Annotated in this window: 13 protein-coding genes and 1 pseudogene; 7 read left to right on the forward strand and 7 right to left on the reverse strand. The window is 70.5% G+C overall.

Features of this window, described 5'->3' with window-relative positions:
* Window positions 1-80 precede the first annotated feature (80 nt).
* The 4 genes from ddaH to AB0I98_RS21355 all read left to right on the forward strand — a co-directional run bounded on the left by ddaH (window position 81) and on the right by AB0I98_RS21355 (window position 5,992).
* On the forward strand, window positions 81-893 hold the full coding sequence (gene ddaH, locus AB0I98_RS21340) for a dimethylargininase (RefSeq protein ID WP_362944002.1): 813 nt from the start codon (window positions 81-83) through the stop codon (window positions 891-893).
* Window positions 890-2,110, forward strand: a complete 1,221-nt coding sequence (gene rocD / locus AB0I98_RS21345) for an ornithine--oxo-acid transaminase (RefSeq protein ID WP_362944004.1) — start codon at window positions 890-892, stop codon at window positions 2,108-2,110. The genes ddaH and rocD overlap by 4 nt, the downstream gene beginning before the upstream one ends.
* Before the next feature lie 141 nt (window positions 2,111-2,251).
* Window positions 2,252-4,702 carry a SpoIIE family protein phosphatase gene (locus tag AB0I98_RS21350; protein ID WP_362944006.1) on the forward strand — a complete coding sequence of 817 codons (2,451 nt, stop codon included), beginning with the start codon at window positions 2,252-2,254 and terminating at the stop codon, window positions 4,700-4,702.
* 60 nt (window positions 4,703-4,762) lie between these two features.
* On the forward strand, window positions 4,763-5,992 hold the full coding sequence (locus AB0I98_RS21355; protein ID WP_362944008.1) for a SpoIIE family protein phosphatase: 1,230 nt from the start codon (window positions 4,763-4,765) through the stop codon (window positions 5,990-5,992).
* Between the two features lie 33 nt (window positions 5,993-6,025).
* Here the strand turns inward: AB0I98_RS21355 and AB0I98_RS21360 are convergent, their stop codons facing one another.
* A complete protein-coding gene (locus AB0I98_RS21360; protein WP_362944010.1) occupies window positions 6,026-7,663 on the reverse strand; it encodes a cutinase family protein in 1,638 nt (545 codons plus the stop codon).
* 133 nt (window positions 7,664-7,796) lie between these two features.
* Window positions 7,797-8,633 carry a helix-turn-helix domain-containing protein gene (locus AB0I98_RS21365; RefSeq protein ID WP_362944012.1) on the reverse strand — a complete coding sequence of 279 codons (837 nt, stop codon included), beginning with the start codon at window positions 8,631-8,633 and terminating at the stop codon, window positions 7,797-7,799.
* Between the two features lie 331 nt (window positions 8,634-8,964).
* On the opposite strand from AB0I98_RS21365, the gene AB0I98_RS21370 reads away from it, so the two are divergent.
* A complete protein-coding gene (locus tag AB0I98_RS21370; RefSeq protein WP_362944014.1) occupies window positions 8,965-9,690 on the forward strand; it encodes a lysophospholipid acyltransferase family protein in 726 nt (241 codons plus the stop codon).
* Window positions 9,691-9,697: 7 nt separating this feature from the next.
* A pseudogene (locus tag AB0I98_RS21375) lies at window positions 9,698-10,716 on the forward strand (NAD(P)-dependent oxidoreductase).
* Window positions 10,717-10,764: 48 nt separating this feature from the next.
* On the opposite strand, the gene AB0I98_RS21380 reads toward AB0I98_RS21375, so the two are convergent.
* From AB0I98_RS21380 to AB0I98_RS21400, 5 genes are all read right to left on the reverse strand, one after another.
* Window positions 10,765-12,360 carry an alpha/beta hydrolase gene (locus AB0I98_RS21380; RefSeq protein WP_362944016.1) on the reverse strand — a complete coding sequence of 532 codons (1,596 nt, stop codon included), beginning with the start codon at window positions 12,358-12,360 and terminating at the stop codon, window positions 10,765-10,767.
* A gap of 105 nt (window positions 12,361-12,465) precedes the next feature.
* The gene (locus tag AB0I98_RS21385) at window positions 12,466-13,281 is read right to left on the reverse strand and encodes an urease accessory protein UreD (RefSeq protein ID WP_362944018.1); all 816 of its coding nucleotides are present in this window, start codon (window positions 13,279-13,281) and stop codon (window positions 12,466-12,468) included.
* Complete coding sequence (gene ureG / locus AB0I98_RS21390) at window positions 13,245-13,922, reverse strand: urease accessory protein UreG (RefSeq protein ID WP_328441763.1); 678 nt, start codon at window positions 13,920-13,922, stop codon at window positions 13,245-13,247. Before ureG ends, AB0I98_RS21385 begins: the two co-directional genes overlap by 37 nt.
* Window positions 13,923-14,053: 131 nt before the next feature.
* Entirely contained in the window at window positions 14,054-14,752 is a 699-nt protein-coding gene (locus tag AB0I98_RS21395; RefSeq protein WP_362944020.1) for an SDR family oxidoreductase, read from the reverse strand.
* 7 nt (window positions 14,753-14,759) lie between these two features.
* Window positions 14,760-15,323, reverse strand: a complete 564-nt coding sequence (locus AB0I98_RS21400) for a TIGR00730 family Rossman fold protein (protein WP_362944022.1) — start codon at window positions 15,321-15,323, stop codon at window positions 14,760-14,762.
* Window positions 15,324-15,373: 50 nt separating this feature from the next.
* On the opposite strand from AB0I98_RS21400, the gene AB0I98_RS21405 reads away from it, so the two are divergent.
* Window positions 15,374-15,697 (forward strand): DUF427 domain-containing protein, encoded by a 324-nt coding sequence (locus AB0I98_RS21405; protein ID WP_362944024.1) that lies wholly within the window; start codon window positions 15,374-15,376, stop codon window positions 15,695-15,697.
* Window positions 15,698-15,743 lie beyond the last annotated feature (46 nt).

Consider the following 15,743-nt stretch of genomic DNA (forward strand, 5'->3'; position numbering starts at 1 on the left):
GTTTCTTGTCGGGCGTATCGGTCACTTCCTAACGTGGTGTCAACCCCAGTCGACACCCCAGGAAGCGGAGGAACCCCTCTGTGTCCGAAAGCCGTGTCCCGCGCCGGCGGCGCTTCCTCGTCTGTGAACCCAGACATTTCGCCGTGCAGTACGCGATCAACCCCTGGATGCATCCCGACGTCCGTGTGGACGTCGATCTGGCCCAGGAGCAGTGGCAGTCCCTGATCAGCACCTACCGGGCCCACGGCCACACCGTCGACACCGTGGAGCCGGTGCCCGGTCTCCCGGACATGGTGTTCGCCGCGAACTCGGCGGTCGTCGTGGACGGCCGCGTCTTCGGCTCGCTCTTCCACGCACCAGAGCGGCGCCCCGAGTCCACGCACTACGACATGTGGTTCAAGGCGGCGGGCTTCGCCGTCCACCGTCCGGAATCGGTCTGCGAGGGCGAGGGAGACCTGGTCTGGACGGGCCGGTACGTCCTGGCCGGCACCGGATTCCGGACGACGCGGGAGGCGCACCGCGAGGCGCAGGAGTTCTTCGGGCACCCGGTGATCAGCCTGACGCTGGTCGACCCGTACTTCTACCACCTGGACACGGCGCTGTTCGTCCTCGACGAGGACACCATCGTGTACTACCCGGAGGCCTTCTCGCCGGGCAGCCGTGAGGTCCTCGCGCGGCTGTACCCGGACGCCGTGCTCGCGACCCGCGACGACGCGATGGCGTTCGGGCTGAACTCCGTGTCCGACGGACGCCATGTCTTCATCGCGCCCCAGGCCGAGTCCCTCGCCGCCAAGCTGGACGACCACGGCTATGTTCCCGTCCCCGTCGACCTCTCCGAGTTCCAGAAGGCCGGCGGTGGCATCAAGTGCTGCACCCAGGAGATCCGCCCATGACAGCGCCCGCCCGCACCCGTTCCTCCGCCGACCTGATCCGCGCCGAGGAGCCGGTCCTCGCGCACAACTACCACCCGCTGCCCGTGGTCGTCGCCCGCGCCGAGGGCACCTGGGTGGAGGACGTCGAGGGCCGCCGCTACCTCGACATGCTGGCCGGCTACTCGGCCCTCAACTTCGGCCACCGCCACCCCGCCCTGATCGAGGCCGCCCACGCCCAACTCGACCGGCTGACGCTGACCTCGCGCGCCTTCCACAACGACAAGCTCGCCGAGTTCGCCGAACGGCTCGCCGCACTCACCGGCCTGGACATGGTGCTGCCCATGAACACGGGCGCCGAGGCCGTGGAGAGCGGCATCAAGGTGGCCCGCAAATGGGCGTACGACGTGAAGGGCGTCCCCGCCGACCGGGCGACGATCGTGGTCGCGGCGGAGAACTTCCACGGCCGTACGACGACCATCGTCAGCTTCTCCACCGACGAGACCGCCCGCACCGGCTTCGGCCCCTTCACACCGGGCTTCCGGATCGTGCCGTACAACGACCTGGCCGCGCTGGAGGCGGCCGTCGACGAGACGACGGCGGCGGTGCTGATCGAGCCGATCCAGGGCGAGGCCGGAGTGGTCATCCCGGACGCCGGCTATCTGGCCGGCGTACGTGAGCTGACCCGCCGCAAGGGCTGCTTGTTCATCGCGGACGAGATCCAGTCGGGGCTGGGCCGCACGGGCCGTACGCTCGCCGTCGAGCACGAGTCGGTGGTCCCCGACGTCCTGCTGCTCGGCAAGGCGCTCGGCGGCGGCATCGTGCCGGTGTCGGCGGTGGTCGCGCGCCGGGATGTGCTGGGTGTGCTGCGGCCCGGCGAGCACGGGTCGACGTTCGGCGGCAACCCGCTGGCGGCGGCGGTGGGCACGGCGGTCGTCGAGCTTCTGGAGACGGGTGAGTTCCAGAAGCGGGCGGCCGAACTGGGCACGGTGCTGCGGGACGGGCTGTCCGCGCTGGTCGGCAAGGGCGTCGTCGGTTTCCGCTCGCGCGGGCTGTGGGCGGGCGTCGACGTCGACCCGGCCCTCGGCAGCGGGCGTGAGGTCAGTGAACGCCTCATGCGGGAGGGCGTCCTGGTCAAGGACACCCACGGCTCGACGATCCGCCTCGCCCCGCCGCTCACCATCACCGCCGGGGAACTCACCCAGGCTCTGGTGGCGCTGGAGAAGGTGCTGGGGGCCTGAACGAGGGTGGCAGGGCGCGCGGCACCGGTCCGTACGCGCCCTGCCACCCGGTCACCACACCGCCCGCGCCCCGGTCCGTCCCGAAGGGTGAAGATGGGGACAAGAGGTGGTAGACCACTCTCAGCGACAGAGAGGTCGGCCGTGGGCACATATGAGGAGCACGACCTTGCCCGGCCACGGTTCGACGTGGCCGACGCCGCGCCCCTGCTGCTCGACGCGCAGGGCGTGGTGACCGGCTGGACCGACGAGGCCAGGCGGCTGCTGGGCCACGCGGCCTCCGAGGTGATCGGGACGAGCGTGGCCGACCTGCTGTCCGCCGAGGACGCGGAGCGGATGCCGGGGATCGTCGAGCGGTGCCGCAGGGACGGCGGCTGGGCGGGCCTGCTGACGGTCAGGCGCGGCGACGGACAGCAGGTCAGGCTCATGGTGCGGATCACCGGCGCGGAGGAGCCCGGGAGCCGGACGCGGTGGCTGGTGCTGCTCTCGGAGCTGGCGGGGGCGCCCGGCTGGGACATGAGCCGCTCGGTGCTCGAGCAGATCGCCGACCGGTCGCCGGTCGGCATCGCCATCGTCGACACGGACCTGCGCTTCGTGTGGTCCAACGCGGCCCTGGAGCAGTACGGCGGCGGACCGCCCGTGCACCGGCTCGGGCTGCGTCTCGCGGACATCCAGCCGGGCCTGGACGCCGACGGCATAGAGGCGCAGATGCGGCACGTGCTGGAGACCGGTGAGCCGGTGGTCGGTTACGAGCACGTGGGCCAGGTGCGGTCCGCGCCGCACCGGGAGACGGCGCACGTCATGTCGTTCACCCGGCTGCACGACGACCGGGGCCGTCCGATGGGCGTGTACTACACCGTCGTCGACATCACCGAGCGGCACCGTGCCCGGCAGCGGCTGGCGCTGCTGGACCGGGCCGGCGAGCACATCGGCCGCAGCCTGGACATCATGCGGACCGCGCAGGAGCTGGCCGACGTGGCCGTGCCGGACTTCGCGGACTTCGTCACCGTGGACCTGCTGGAGCCGGTGCTGCGGGGAGCGGAGCTGACGCCGGGGCCGATCGGCGACCTGGACCATGTGCCGCTGCGCCGGGCCGGTCAGCGGTCGGTGCACGAGAACGTCCCCGAGGCGGTCGTCCCCGTCGGCTCCGTGGCCGCCTACGTCGCCGGGTCGCCCCCCGTCCGTTCGCTCAGCACCGGTCTGTCCTGGCGCGAGGAGCGGCTCGACCCGCTCGCCCGGGAGTGGGCCACGGACATCCCGGGCGGCCGGGAGGCGACCTTCCTGGAGCTGGGGCTGCACAGCGTCGTGATCGTGCCGATCCGGGCGCGGGGCACCACGCTGGGCGTCACCACGTTCTTCCGGCGCCATCGCCAGGAACCGTTCGACGAGGACGACCTCGCCCTGGCCGAGGATCTCGTCTCGCGGGCGGCCGCCTGTGTGGACAACGCCCGGCGCTACACCCGCGAGCGGGACGCGGCGCTGGTGCTGCAGCGCAGTCTGCTCCCGCACCGGCTGCCCGAGCAGGACGCGGTGGAGGTGGCCGCCTGCTACCGCCCGGCCGACGAGCTGACCGGCCTCGGCGGCGACTGGTACGACGTCGTCCAGCTCTCCGGTGCCCGCGTCGCCCTCGTCGTGGGCGAGGTGCCCGGTCACGGCATCGACGCGGCCGCCGCCATGGGACGGCTGCGGACCGCCGTACGGACGCTCGCCGCGCTGGATCTGCCGCCCGAGGAGGTGCTGGCCCACCTCGACGACCTGGCCGCCCGGTCGGCGCGCGAGGAAGGCGTCGCGCCGGACTCCGGAGAGGCGGGCACCGCGGGCTCCGGGTGCGTGTACGTCGTGTACGACCCCGTCGACGGGCAGTGCTCCATGGCCGCGGCCGGGCATCCCGCGCCCGCCGTGATCCTGCCCGACGGCTCCGTGACCTTCGTCGACCTTCCGCAGGGGTCGCCGCTCGGTGCGGGCGGACCGCCCTTCGAGGCGGTCGAGCTGGCGCTGGCGGAGGGCAGCACGCTCGCGCTGCACACCGACGGACTGCTGGCACGCGGGGAGGAGGACTGGGCCCTGGACGCGGGCCGGGACCGGCTGCGCCGCGCGCTGGAGGAGCGCGCGTCCTCGCTCGACCTGCGCTGCCGGACCGTGGTCGACGCGCTGTCCCCGGAACGCCCGCACGACGACGTGGCCCTGCTGATGGCCGGTACCCGGCTGCTGGGCGCCGACCAGGTCGCGGACTGGGACCTGCCCATGGATCCGGCGATGGTCGCCGACGCCCGCAAGGCCGCGGCCCGGCAGCTGACGGAGTGGGGCCTGGAGGAGCTGGCCTTCACCACGGAGCTGGTCGTCAGCGAGCTGGTCACCAACGCCATCCGGCACTCCGACGGGCCCGTGCGGCTGCGGCTGATCAGGGAGCGCTCCCTGGTCTGTGAGGTCTTCGACGGCGGCGCCACCGCACCCCATCTGCGTCATCCCCGCACGACGGACGAGGGCGGGCGCGGGCTGCTGCTGGTCTCCCAGTTCACCCAGCACTGGGGCACCCGGTTCGTGCCCGAGGGGAAGATCATCTGGGCCGAGCAGTCCCTGACGGAACCGCAATGAGCCACAAACCCCGGTTTATATCGTGCGAAACTGGGGTGAACCGGCGGTGAGGCGGCAGCCATGAAGGACGCGTCGATCGACTACGAGGCGGTCTTCAAGGGCCTGCCCGGAATGGTCGCGCTGCTCACCCCCGAGCTGGTGTACGCGGACGTCAACGAGGACTTCCTGCGCATCTCCGGGCGCACGCGCGAGCAGGTCGTGGGGCGCTACATCTTCGACGTCTTCCCGGAGAACCCCGACAACCCGACGTCCAAGGGCATGCACAACGTGCAGACCTCCATGCGCCGGGTGGTGGCCACGGGCGAGCGCGACACCATGGCACTGCAGCGGTACGACGTCGAATCCCCCGAGCGCCCCGGGCAGTGGGAGGAGCGCTACTGGAGCCCGGTGAACGCGCCGGTGTTCGGACCGGACGGCACAGTCGTGCTGGTGGTGCACCGGGTCGAAGAGGTCACCGAACTCATCCGGGCCCGCGGCGGTCCCATGGGGGGCCGCGCCCGGGTACTGGAGGCCGAGTTGTACACGCGCGGCCGTGAACTCCAGGAACTCAACGACCGGTTGCGCCAGGCCCACGCCCGCGAGCGCGAGGTCGCACTCGCCCTCCAGGAGGCGATGCTCCCCGCCCGCCGCCAGGTCGGCGACCAGCGCGCCGCGGTCCGCTACCGTCCGGCCGTCGGCGCTCTGAACGTGTGCGGGGACTGGTACGACCTGGTCGACCTGGTGGGCGGCAACCGCATCGGCGTCTCCGTGGGCGACGTGGTCGGCCACGGCCTGGAGGCCGCCGGTGTCATGGGCCAGCTGCGCAGCGCGCTCACCGCCACCTCGCGCGTCGCCGACGGGCCCGCGCAGGCCCTGGACGTCCTGGGCCGCTACGCCCACGTGGTCGACGGCGCCGAATCGGCCACCGCGGTCACCACGTTCATCGACTTCGACGCCCACACCATCACCTACAGCAGCGCCGGACACCCCCCGCCCGCGCTGCTGCACCCCGACGGCCGGGTGGAGTTCCTCGACCGCGCCACCGATCCCCCGCTGGACGCCCGCCCGAGCCCGATCCCCCGACCGGAGGCCCGCACCACCTTCGCCGAGGGCGCGACGCTCGTGCTGTACACGGACGGCCTGATCGAACGCCGCCACGAGGACATCGACACCGGCCTGTCCCGCCTCGCCGAATCACTCGGCCGCCATCTGGGGGCCGACCCCGAGACCCTCGCCGACGCCGTCCTGCTGGAACTGCTGCCGCCGGGAGGTGCCACCGACGACACGGCGCTGATCGTCGTACGGCTGTGATGGCGCTGAGCCGTACGACGATCCGCTCAGGTTTCAGCAGGGCGGGATGACCTGGCTCCAGTCCGCGAACTTGCCCGTCGTCAGGTAGTGGTCGTTGACGTAACCGCCCGGCAGGGCTCCGCCGGTGTCGGCGAAGAACCAGTACCGGTTGCCGGTTCCGTCGGCGTCGACCGCGCCCGTCGTCCAGCAGAGCACGATCAACTCGTCGCCGTTGTGGCCCTGGTAGGACGAGCTCCGCCCGTGATCGTAGTTCGGTTCGTTGTACATGCCGAGGAACGATCCCTGGTCGATGCCGGTCACCCGGGCGCACCAGCTCTCGGGGTCACCGCCGATGTCGCAGTGGTAGAGCCCCTGCTCGGGCGGTGGGGTGGAGCCCGCGCACTCCGGCACACCCGGAATCCACGCGGGTCCCCGCAGATAGACGTTGCTGATCCAGCCGTGCTGGACGGGCAGATAGGTCCAGACGTCGTTGGTGACACCGCCGTCCGTCACCGACTCGGCGTGCTTCTGGCACTGGGCGTAGACGGTGGTGGGACCGGGGAACCGGTGGGTGATCGCGGCGTCGGTCGTCGGGGCCGTGCGCACGTTGACATCGGTCGCCCACATCTCGACCGGGGTGGTGCCGGGCGGCACTTCCGGCTCGGGCGGCGGGTGGACGATGTTCCGCTGGGCGACCGCCGAGGCCACGGCACGTTCGGCGACATCGGCCGCGACGCGTGCGCCTTGCTGGTTCTGCCACACGATCCTGGGGTTCCCGTTGGTGCGGGCGTTGTCCCGGTAGGCGATGTGCGGCGGGTTGGTCGTACCGTCGTCGATGCTCAGGCCGAACTCGGCCAGCCAGTTGCCAGTGCCGGGGCGTCCCGGCTTGTTGCACACGAGGTCGTCGGTGCGGCAGACGTCGAAGTACCGTCCGTCACCGATGAACCCGGCGAACACCGACGGCACCGACACCCGCTGCATCAGTCCGCCGCGGTCGATGGTGGTGGTGGTCTCCTGGTAGTCGCGGTTGAGGGTCAGCATCTGCCTGTTCTGCGCCATCCCGACCTGGCCGTTGTGGCGGGACGCGTCCCCGATGGTGATGGCGGCGCCCACCGAGTCGGAACGGCGCTGGTCCCCGGCGACGGCCGAGTTGGCGAGGGCGTTCTTGATCACCTGACCACCCTGCGAGTATCCGATCAGCACCAGCGTCGGGCGGCTCGGGCAGTCGGAGTAGAACTCGATCTCACGGACCAGTTCGTCGCGGCCCTTCCACATCGACTCCCAGTAGTCGTCGGGTCCCGGGTTGTCTCCCAGGAAGGGAGGCCACGGCAGGTCCCAGTCGACCGCCGACGCGGGATAGGGCAGATTGCGCGCGGTGATGTCACTGTCCGGCACTCCCTGCGCATTGAGCGCCGCGTTCACCGCCCTGACGTAGGTGTCATTGACTCCGATGGATCCGTAAGGCGTGGTCACGCCCGGTGTCACATACTCGGCCGTGCCATAGGCATTGATGATCACCCACGGCTTGTCGCAGTTCATGGCCGGTTGGGGCGGCGGCGGCAGCGCGGACGCGCGGTCGGCACCGGCGAGTTGAGCCGTCGAGAACACTCCGGCCAGCAGTGCGAGGACGGCCGCCCATATCGCCCGGCGGCGTGGCGCGTGATTTCTCCCAGGTCCTGCGGCATATCTCATGCGTTTCCCCCTGGTTCGGCCCGGCGCAACGCACAGGCCTCAAACAGTCGATCGCAAGGACAGCCGTCACATTCGCATCGGCGGAGGCGAAGCTCAAACACTTCAATGTGGTTCGAAATGTCGCACCGCCGCGTCACCGCGCGTCGAGTAACCGTAAGCCCAATGCGGTTGCCGCGTGGAGGACGTATTTACCGGCGCGTTGGCTGTCCACCAGTCCGCCGGCTCGCAGGACGCCGATCTGGTAACTCACGCTGGCCGGCGCGATACCGATCGCTTCGGCGATCTCGGAGCTGGTACGGCCGTCCCGCCGGGCGACATCGGCCAGGATGGCGGCCCGCGTGCGGCCGAGCAGGCGTTCGACGCCTTCCCCGGTGGCCCGGGCGACGTCCAACGGGGCTTTCGCCACGGGGTAGACGAGCACCGGAGGCAGCGCGGGGTCGGCCAGGGCGGTGGGCCGGCGCCAGCAGAAGAAGGACGGGACGAGGAGCAGTCCGCGGCCTTCGAGGCGGAGGTCGCGCCGTACGGGGTAGTCGACCTCCAGGACGGGAGCGTTCCAACGGGCCAGCGGATACAGGCCGTTGAGCAGTGCCTGGGTGCCCCCGTCCAGGAGGGTGCGGGTGCGCAGGTCGATGTCGTTGCCGACGACCGCTCGGATGTGGGACCAGTGCGGCCGCAGCGCGGCGCCGAAGTACGCGTCCAGCGCGCGGGTCAGCGCGGCCAGCCCCTCGTCCCCCGGCCTGCCCAGCGTCACGGTCCAGCCCGGCAGGGCCCGGCGCTCGCCGAGCCGGGTCAGCTCGCCTGCGATCCGCCGACGTGGGGTGCCACGCACCAGGTCCAGTACGTCGGACAGCTCCCCGCCGGCGGCCGGGGGTGTGAGGAAATCGGGAATGTATCCGACGCTGGGGACCAGTGTCCGTAACGGCTGCAGCGCCGCCCCCAGAACCCGGTCCCCTTCCATTCTGGCGTGCACCGAGCGACGCCAGTGGCCGAATTCCAGCGGCCCCTGGCCTGTTTTCAGGCGGCACACACTGCAGATCAGCTCCCACAGCGGATCCGGTCTGCGGAGAATTCGAATATTCTGCAGGTCATGGGGGGTGAAATGAATGCGGAGCATTACATCCTCTTCGGCTCACGGGCATCGTCCCCGGGTGGTGATACGCCCATAGTTGTTCCAGAGCCACAGAAGGGGCACGACGGTTCCGGCCGGTGCCGCCTGCCCCTACACTGACAGCCCACGACGTGCCGGTTGACCTGCTAGAACACGGCGGTTGAGCCGAACCACCGGAGTGAGGAGCCACCCCTTGTTCTACTACGTGCTCAAGTACGTGTTGCTGGGTCCGCTGCTGAGACTGGTCTTCCGCCCCCGGATCGAGGGACTCGAGCACATTCCCGCGACCGGCCCCGCCATCGTCGCCGGCAACCATCTCTCCTTCTCGGACCACTTCCTGATGCCCGCGATCCTCAAGCGGCGCATCACCTTCCTGGCGAAGGCCGAGTACTTCACCGGCCCCGGTCTCAAGGGCCGGCTGATCGCGACCTTCTTCCGCAGTGCCGGGCAGATCCCGGTCGACCGCTCCGGCAAGGAGGCGGGCCAGGCCGCGATCCGCGAGGGCCTCGGCGTGCTGCGCAAGGACGAGCTGCTCGGCATCTATCCGGAGGGCACCCGCTCGCACGACGGCCGCCTCTACAAGGGCAAGGTCGGAGTGGCGGTGATGGCGCTGAAGGCCCAGGTACCCGTCATCCCCTGCGCGATGATCGGCACCTTCGAGGCCCAGCCGCCCGGAAAGAAGATCCCGAAAATCCACCCCGTGGTGATCCGCTTCGGCAAGCCCCTCGACTTCTCCCGCTATGCCGGCATGGAGAACGAGAAGGCGATCCTGCGCGCCATCACCGACGAGATCATGTACGCGATCCTCTCGCTCTCCGAGCAGGAGTACGTCGACCAGTACGCGGCCGTCGTCAAGGCCGAGCAGGCCGCGGCGGGCGCGGCCAAGGAGCGCCGGTTCCCGCGGCTGCCGCTGGGCTGAACTCTGCGTGACCGCCGTCTCGCGGGGCGGCGGGCGGGACGAGGGCTGGCCAGAGGGGGTGCGGGTGGCGCGGGTCGACCGGCATACGACGACGGTACGGGCGACGAGATCACCTTCATCCCGGGCCAGCGCACCCACCGCGGGCCGCCCGATCCGTCCTGTCGCTCCGATCACCACAGCACAGTCGGCGACGGCCATGACGTGCTGGTGGACATGGTCGCCTACGGGACCGAGCACGCACGGCAGTTGACCTCGCTCGCCGGTCGCGTGGGCTCGGCCGTGGTGATCTCCAGCGTGTCGGTGTACGAGGACGACAAGGGCCGGAACTTCGACACGCAGGACGAGCCGGACGGCTTCCCCGCATATCCGGTGCCGCTGACGGAGGACCAGCGCACGGTCCAGCCGGGCGACGCCTCGTACAGCACCCGCAAGGCCGCGCTGGAGCGTGAACTCCTCGCCGCCGGAAACCAGTTGCCGACGACTCTGCTGCGCGCGGGCGCGATCCACGGCCCGCACTGCCAGACCCCGCGCGAGCTGTACTTCGTCAAGCGCAACCTGGACGGCCGGACCCGGCGGATCCTCCCCTTCGGTGGCGGGAGCCGCTTCCATCCGGCGAGCGTGCACAACATCGCGGAACTGATCCGGCTGGCCGCCGCGCAGCCCGGCACGCGGGTGCTCAACGCCGTCGATCCCGACGCGCCGACGGTGGCGGAGATCGCCGGGGCGATCGACGCGGTCATGGGTGTGGAGACGGAGAGCGTGCTCGTGGACGGGCCGCCTCCGGCACCGACCGTGGGCGACACTCCGTGGTCGGTGCCGGCGCCCGTGGTCTGCGCCATGTCCGCCGCCGAACGGGAGCTGGGCTACCGCCCGGTGGCGCGGTACGCGGAGACGCTCCCCGACACGGTCGCCTGGATCGAGCGCCAACTGGCCGGGCGGGACTGGCGGGAGGCGTACCCGAGGATGCTCCAGACGTACGGCGACCTCTTCGACTACGCGGCGGAGGACGCCTGGCTGGAGGCGTGAGCAAGGGGCGGCCGGAGACTCCGGCCGCCCCTCATGTCGTACGACTCTCTACGGCTTCGGCGTGGCGTGCGGTGCGCAGGTCACGTCGGCGCCGCCCAGCTTGCCGGTGAGCAGGTAGGTGTCCACCCGCTCGTTGATGCACGGGTTGACCAGGCTGGTCACGCCGTGGGAGCCCGCGTTCTTCTCGGTGATCAGGCGGGAGCCCTTGAAGCGCTTGTGCAGTTCGACGGCTCCCCCGTACGGGGTGGCCGCGTCACGCGTGGACTGCACGATCAGCACGCCCGGCAGGCCCTTGCCGGTCTTCACGTTCACCGGGGTCTGCTGCTTGACCGGCCAGGTGGCGCACGGCAGGTTCATCCAGGCGTTGGACCAGGTCAGGAACGGGTAGTTCTGGTGCAGCTTCGAGTTGTCGCGGTCCCACTTCTTCCAGCTGGTGGGCCACTTGGCGTCGGTGCACTCGACGGCCGTGTAGACGGCGTTGCCGTTCTCCGAGGCCGCGTTGCCCGCGGTGTCCGACAGGTCGGGAGCGGCCGCGTCGACCAGCGCCTGGGTGTCGCCCGCGAAGTACTTGCTGAACACCGTGGCGACGGGCACCCAGGAGGAGTCGTAGTACGGCGCACCCTGGAAGAAGCCGATCAGCTCGGCCGGTCCGACGACCCCGCCGATGGGGTTCTTCTTGGCCGTGGCACGCAGTTCGAGCCACTTCGCCTGGACGGCTTCGCGGGTGGTGCCGAGGTGGAAGGTGGCGTCGTTGGCGGCGACCCAGTCCTGCCAGTCCTTCCAGCGCATCTCGAAGGCGACGTCCTGGTCGAGGTTGGCCTCGTACCAGATCTTCTCCCGCGACGGGTTGACGACGCTGTCGACGACCATCCGGCGGACATGGCCCGGGAACATGGTGCCGTAGACCGCGCCGAGGTAGGTGCCGTAGGAGACGCCGAGGAAGTTGAGCTTCTTCTCTCCCAGCGCGGCCCGGATCACGTCCAGGTCGCGTGCGGTGTTCGGCGTGGTCATGTGCGGCAGCATCTCGCCGCTGCGCTCGTAGCAGCCCTCGGCGTACTCGCGGGCCAGCTTGCGCTGTGCGAGCTTGTCGGCCTCGGAATCCGGCACCGGGTCCAGCTTGGGCGCCTTCACGAACTCCTGTGGGTCGGCGCAGGAGATGGGCGCCGACTTGCCGACGCCGCGCGGGTCGAAGCCCACGAAGTCGTACGCCTTGGCCGTGTTCGCCCACACCGGCGCCTTGGTCGTGACGCGGCGCGGGAAGCGCAGGCCGGAACCGCCGGGGCCGCCGGGGTTGTAGAGGAGCGCTCCCTGGCGCTCCGCCTTGGTGCCCGTGTTGCCGATGCGGTCGACGGCGAGCTTGATCTGCTTGCCGAACGGCTTGGCGTAGTCGAGCGGGACGGTGACCCAGCCGCACTGGATGGGCTTCTCCAGTCCCCAGTCGGCGGGGCAGTCCTGCCAGTCGATCCCGGCCTTCGCGGCACGGGCCGCGGCGACGGCGACACCGAAGCCCTCACGGTCCTTGCCGTGCCGGGCGTCCGCACTGGCCGAGGGCGCGGCGACGGCTCCGGCGACCAGGGTCGCCGTGACGAGCACTCCGGCCGAGCCGAGAGCGGCAGCCCGCCTTTTCGGTCTGATGTCCCTCAAGTGGGACCTCCCCGTACGTCGTTGAGTTGAGTACGGGGATCCTCTCGGCTGTGTGATCCCTGAGAACAGGGTTGACGGGAGTTCTTTGCCAATCCGATAACCGGATTACGCTGTTCGCTCGGCGGGACTTCCCTCGAGCGTCACCAACGCCTCGTCCAGCACCCGGCGCAGCCGCAGCGCGTCCGGCGCGACGGCCGTGACCAGCGCGGCCGGCCCGGCGAGCGGAGTCACGGCGGCCGTGTCCCCGATGACCCGGGCCACCGCGGGCTCGGTCGCGAACTCCGGTCGTACGACGACCAGTTGCCCCACGGCCCGACGCCCGCCGAGGACGGCGGGCCCGTCCCAGCCTCCGGGCGCCCCGGGCCCGCAGACCAGCTCCTGGTCGAGGACGGTCCGCCCTGCGATCCGCACAGTGAGACGGCTGGTGAGCCTCCCGGGTTCCTCACCGACGCGACCGAGTACCTGTTCCTCGCGGAGCACGAGCCGGGCGCTCGCAGCGAGGTCGACCTGTGTGCCGACACACAGATCGCTGCCGCCCGCTGAGATCAACTGCTCGGGCAGCCAGCGCAGTTCACCTCCGTCGGCGACGGAGAGCCGCACGTCGTAGCGCGCCTCGCCCTTCGTCTGCCCGGGCAGCGCGATGGTCGCCGCGGCCGACCCGACCCGCAACCGGGCTCCTTCGGCCACGTCCGCGACCACCGTGAAGTGGTCCCCGCCGAGCGGCCCGCTCATCGCGCCGACGAGCATGACATGCGCCTGAGAGCCACTCCCCCGCGTACGCCGCAGGGCGATCGGCCCCTCGCCCTCCAGCACCGGCAGGGCCGTACCACCGCGTCCGTCCTCCCGGGCGCCGATCCGCGCGGTCGCCCGCACACCGGTCACGGTCACGCCCTCCACGAAGCCAGCTGCGCCCGCACCCATCCGGCGACGTCCGCCACACCGGCCTCGCTCCTCAACGACTGGAACACGACCGGCAGTTCGGCCCGCTGCGCCTTGGCGTCGGCCGCCATCCGCGCCAGGTCAGAGCCGACGTACGGTGCCAGGTCGGTCTTGTTCACGACCAGCAGATCGGCGGTGGTGACGCCGGGTCCCCCCTTCCTCGGAATGTCGTCCCCTCCGGCGACATCGATCACGAAGATCTGCGCGTCGACGAGCCCCTTGGAGAAGGTGGCGGTGAGGTTGTCCCCACCGGATTCCACGAGGATCAGATCGACCGGGCCGACCTCGTCCTCCAGATCCTCGACGGCTTCCAGATTCGCCGAGATGTCGTCCCGAATCGCCGTGTGCGGACAGGCCCCCGTCTCCACCGCGGTGATCCGCTCCGGCGGCAACACGGCCTCCTTGAGCAGGAACTCGGCGTCCTCGCGCGTGTAGATGTCGTTGGTGACCACGGCAAGGGACAGTTCGTCACGCAGGGCACGACAGAGCGCGGCGACGGTAGCGGTCTTCCCAGAACCGACGGGTCCACCGAGCCCTATGCGGAGGGCACGACGGGAGCCGTCGGGGCGGCGGGCGTCGGCGCTGATGGCGGAAACGCCCTCGTGAGAGTGGTCAAGATGCATAGAAGCGGCTCCAATAGCTAACTAGCCCGTCCGGCGTTTGAGGACGAGGCCGTTCAGGCCGAAGCGGGGGTCTGGGGGCGCAGCCCCCAGGGATGGGACGGGTAGGGGCGGCGGGGGCGAGAAAACCTCTGTCAGCGGCCGGGGCGCACCGTCAGGTCGTTGATTTCCGCGTCCCTCGGGAGGTCAAGGGCCATCAGGATCGTCGTCGCCACCGACTCGGGGTCGATCCACTGCGCGGCGTCGTACTCCTTGCCCTCCTGCTGGTGCACCTTGGCCTGCATGGGACTCGCCGTGCGACCGGGATAGACGGAGGTGACCCGGACCCCGTTGTCGTGCTCCTCGTTGCGCAACGCGTCCGCGAGGGCCTTCAGGCCGTGCTTGGAGGCGGCGTACGCGGACCAGTCGGCGCTGGCCCTGAGCCCCGCGCCCGAGTTGACGAACACCACGTGGCCGTGGGTGGCGCGGAGTTGGGGCAGGAAGTGGCGGGTCAGCTCGGCGGGGGCGATGAGGTTGACGTTGAGCTGGTGGCGCCAGGACTTGGGGGTCAGCTCGCCGACCGGGCCGAGATCGACGACGCCCGCGATGTGCAGCAGGGAGTCCACGCGGTCGGGCAGCGTCTGGTGCGAGAAGGCCCAGCTCAGCCTGTCCGGGTCGGCCAGGTCGCCCACCAGTGTCCTGGCACCCGGGAACTGAGCGGCCAGTTCCTTCGCGCGGCCCGCGTCGCGCGCGTGCAGGACGAGTTCGTGCCCGCGCGCGTGGAGGCGGCGGGCGACCGCCGAACCGATGCCGCTGCCCGCCCCGGTGATCACATGTGTAGCCATGTGCGCCATGGTCGCATCAGGCCACGCCCCGGCCCGCGGCGGTAGCCGCTGATGTCACAGTCTCCAGGTACGCCATCGCCCCCACCGGCTCCTCCGCGAAGAACACCAGGTCGGTCAGCGGACGGGGCAGGAACCCCTCGTCCTCCATGCGCCGGAACTGTTCCTTCAGCCCGTCGTAGAAGCCCGCGGTGTTGAGCAGCACCACCGGCTTGTCGGTGTGGCCGTGCTTCTTCAGCTCGAGGATCTCCGTGGCCTCGTCGAGCGTCCCCGTACCACCCACCATGATCACCACGGCGTCGGCCTTCTCCAGCAGCAGCTTCTTGCGCTCGGCGAGATCTTTCGCGATCACCATCTCGTCGACGCCGGGACGGACCTTGGCGGACAGGAACTCGACCGAGACCCCGACGAGCCGCCCGCCCGCTTCCTGCACACCGTCGGCGACCACCTTCATCAGGCCCACGTCGGAGCCGCCCCACACCAGCGTGTGGCCGCCCTTGCCGATGAGCTTCGCGAACTCCCGCGCGGGACGCGTGTAACGGTCGGACAGGTCGGCGGCGGAGAGAAAGACGCAGATTCGCATGAAGTCACCGTACGCGGGAAGAACCAGCGCTCCGCGGGTGCTTTCCGGGTATGGCTGATGGACACACGATCACGATCGAACAGGGCACCCAGCGCGTACGGGTGGTCAGCGGCGACCAGGTACTGGCGGAGTCCGACCGCCCGTTGATCCTGCGCGAGACCGGCTGTCCCGCGCGCTACTACCTCCCCGCCGAGGACGTACGCCTCGACCTCCTGACCCCCTCGGAGACCCACACCTACTGCCCCTTCAAGGGAACCGCCTCCTACTGGTCGCTGCCCGACGCGGCCGACCTCGTCTGGTCGTACCCCGACCCCAAGCCGGACGTCGCCCAGATCAAGGACCATCTCTGCTTCTACGACGTCGAAGTGGTGTGAGGAGCGGTGTCGTGACTGACTAGTTCATCGCCGGGTGGCAGTCTTC

Source organism: Streptomyces sp. NPDC050211, assembly GCF_040656035.1.
Classification (GTDB): Bacteria; Actinomycetota; Actinomycetes; order Streptomycetales; family Streptomycetaceae; genus Streptomyces.

Bases quoted from the DNA above. Each gene is read 5' to 3' on its own strand.
- AB0I98_RS21400 (WP_362944022.1), bottom strand. From the start codon at position 15,323: ATGCGAATCTGCGTCTTTCTCTCCGCCGCCGACCTGTCCGACCGTTAC.
- rocD (WP_362944004.1), top strand. From the start codon at position 890: ATGACAGCGCCCGCCCGCACCCGTTCCTCCGCCGACCTGATCCGCGCC.
- AB0I98_RS21360 (WP_362944010.1), bottom strand. From the start codon at position 7,663: ATGAGATATGCCGCAGGACCTGGGAGAAATCACGCGCCACGCCGCCGG.
- ureG (WP_328441763.1), bottom strand. From the start codon at position 13,922: ATGCATCTTGACCACTCTCACGAGGGCGTTTCCGCCATCAGCGCCGAC.
- AB0I98_RS21355 (WP_362944008.1), top strand. From the start codon at position 4,763: ATGAAGGACGCGTCGATCGACTACGAGGCGGTCTTCAAGGGCCTGCCC.
- AB0I98_RS21395 (WP_362944020.1), bottom strand. From the start codon at position 14,752: ATGGCGCACATGGCTACACATGTGATCACCGGGGCGGGCAGCGGCATC.
- AB0I98_RS21405 (WP_362944024.1), top strand. From the start codon at position 15,374: ATGGCTGATGGACACACGATCACGATCGAACAGGGCACCCAGCGCGTA.
- AB0I98_RS21385 (WP_362944018.1), bottom strand. From the start codon at position 13,281: ATGGGTGCGGGCGCAGCTGGCTTCGTGGAGGGCGTGACCGTGACCGGT.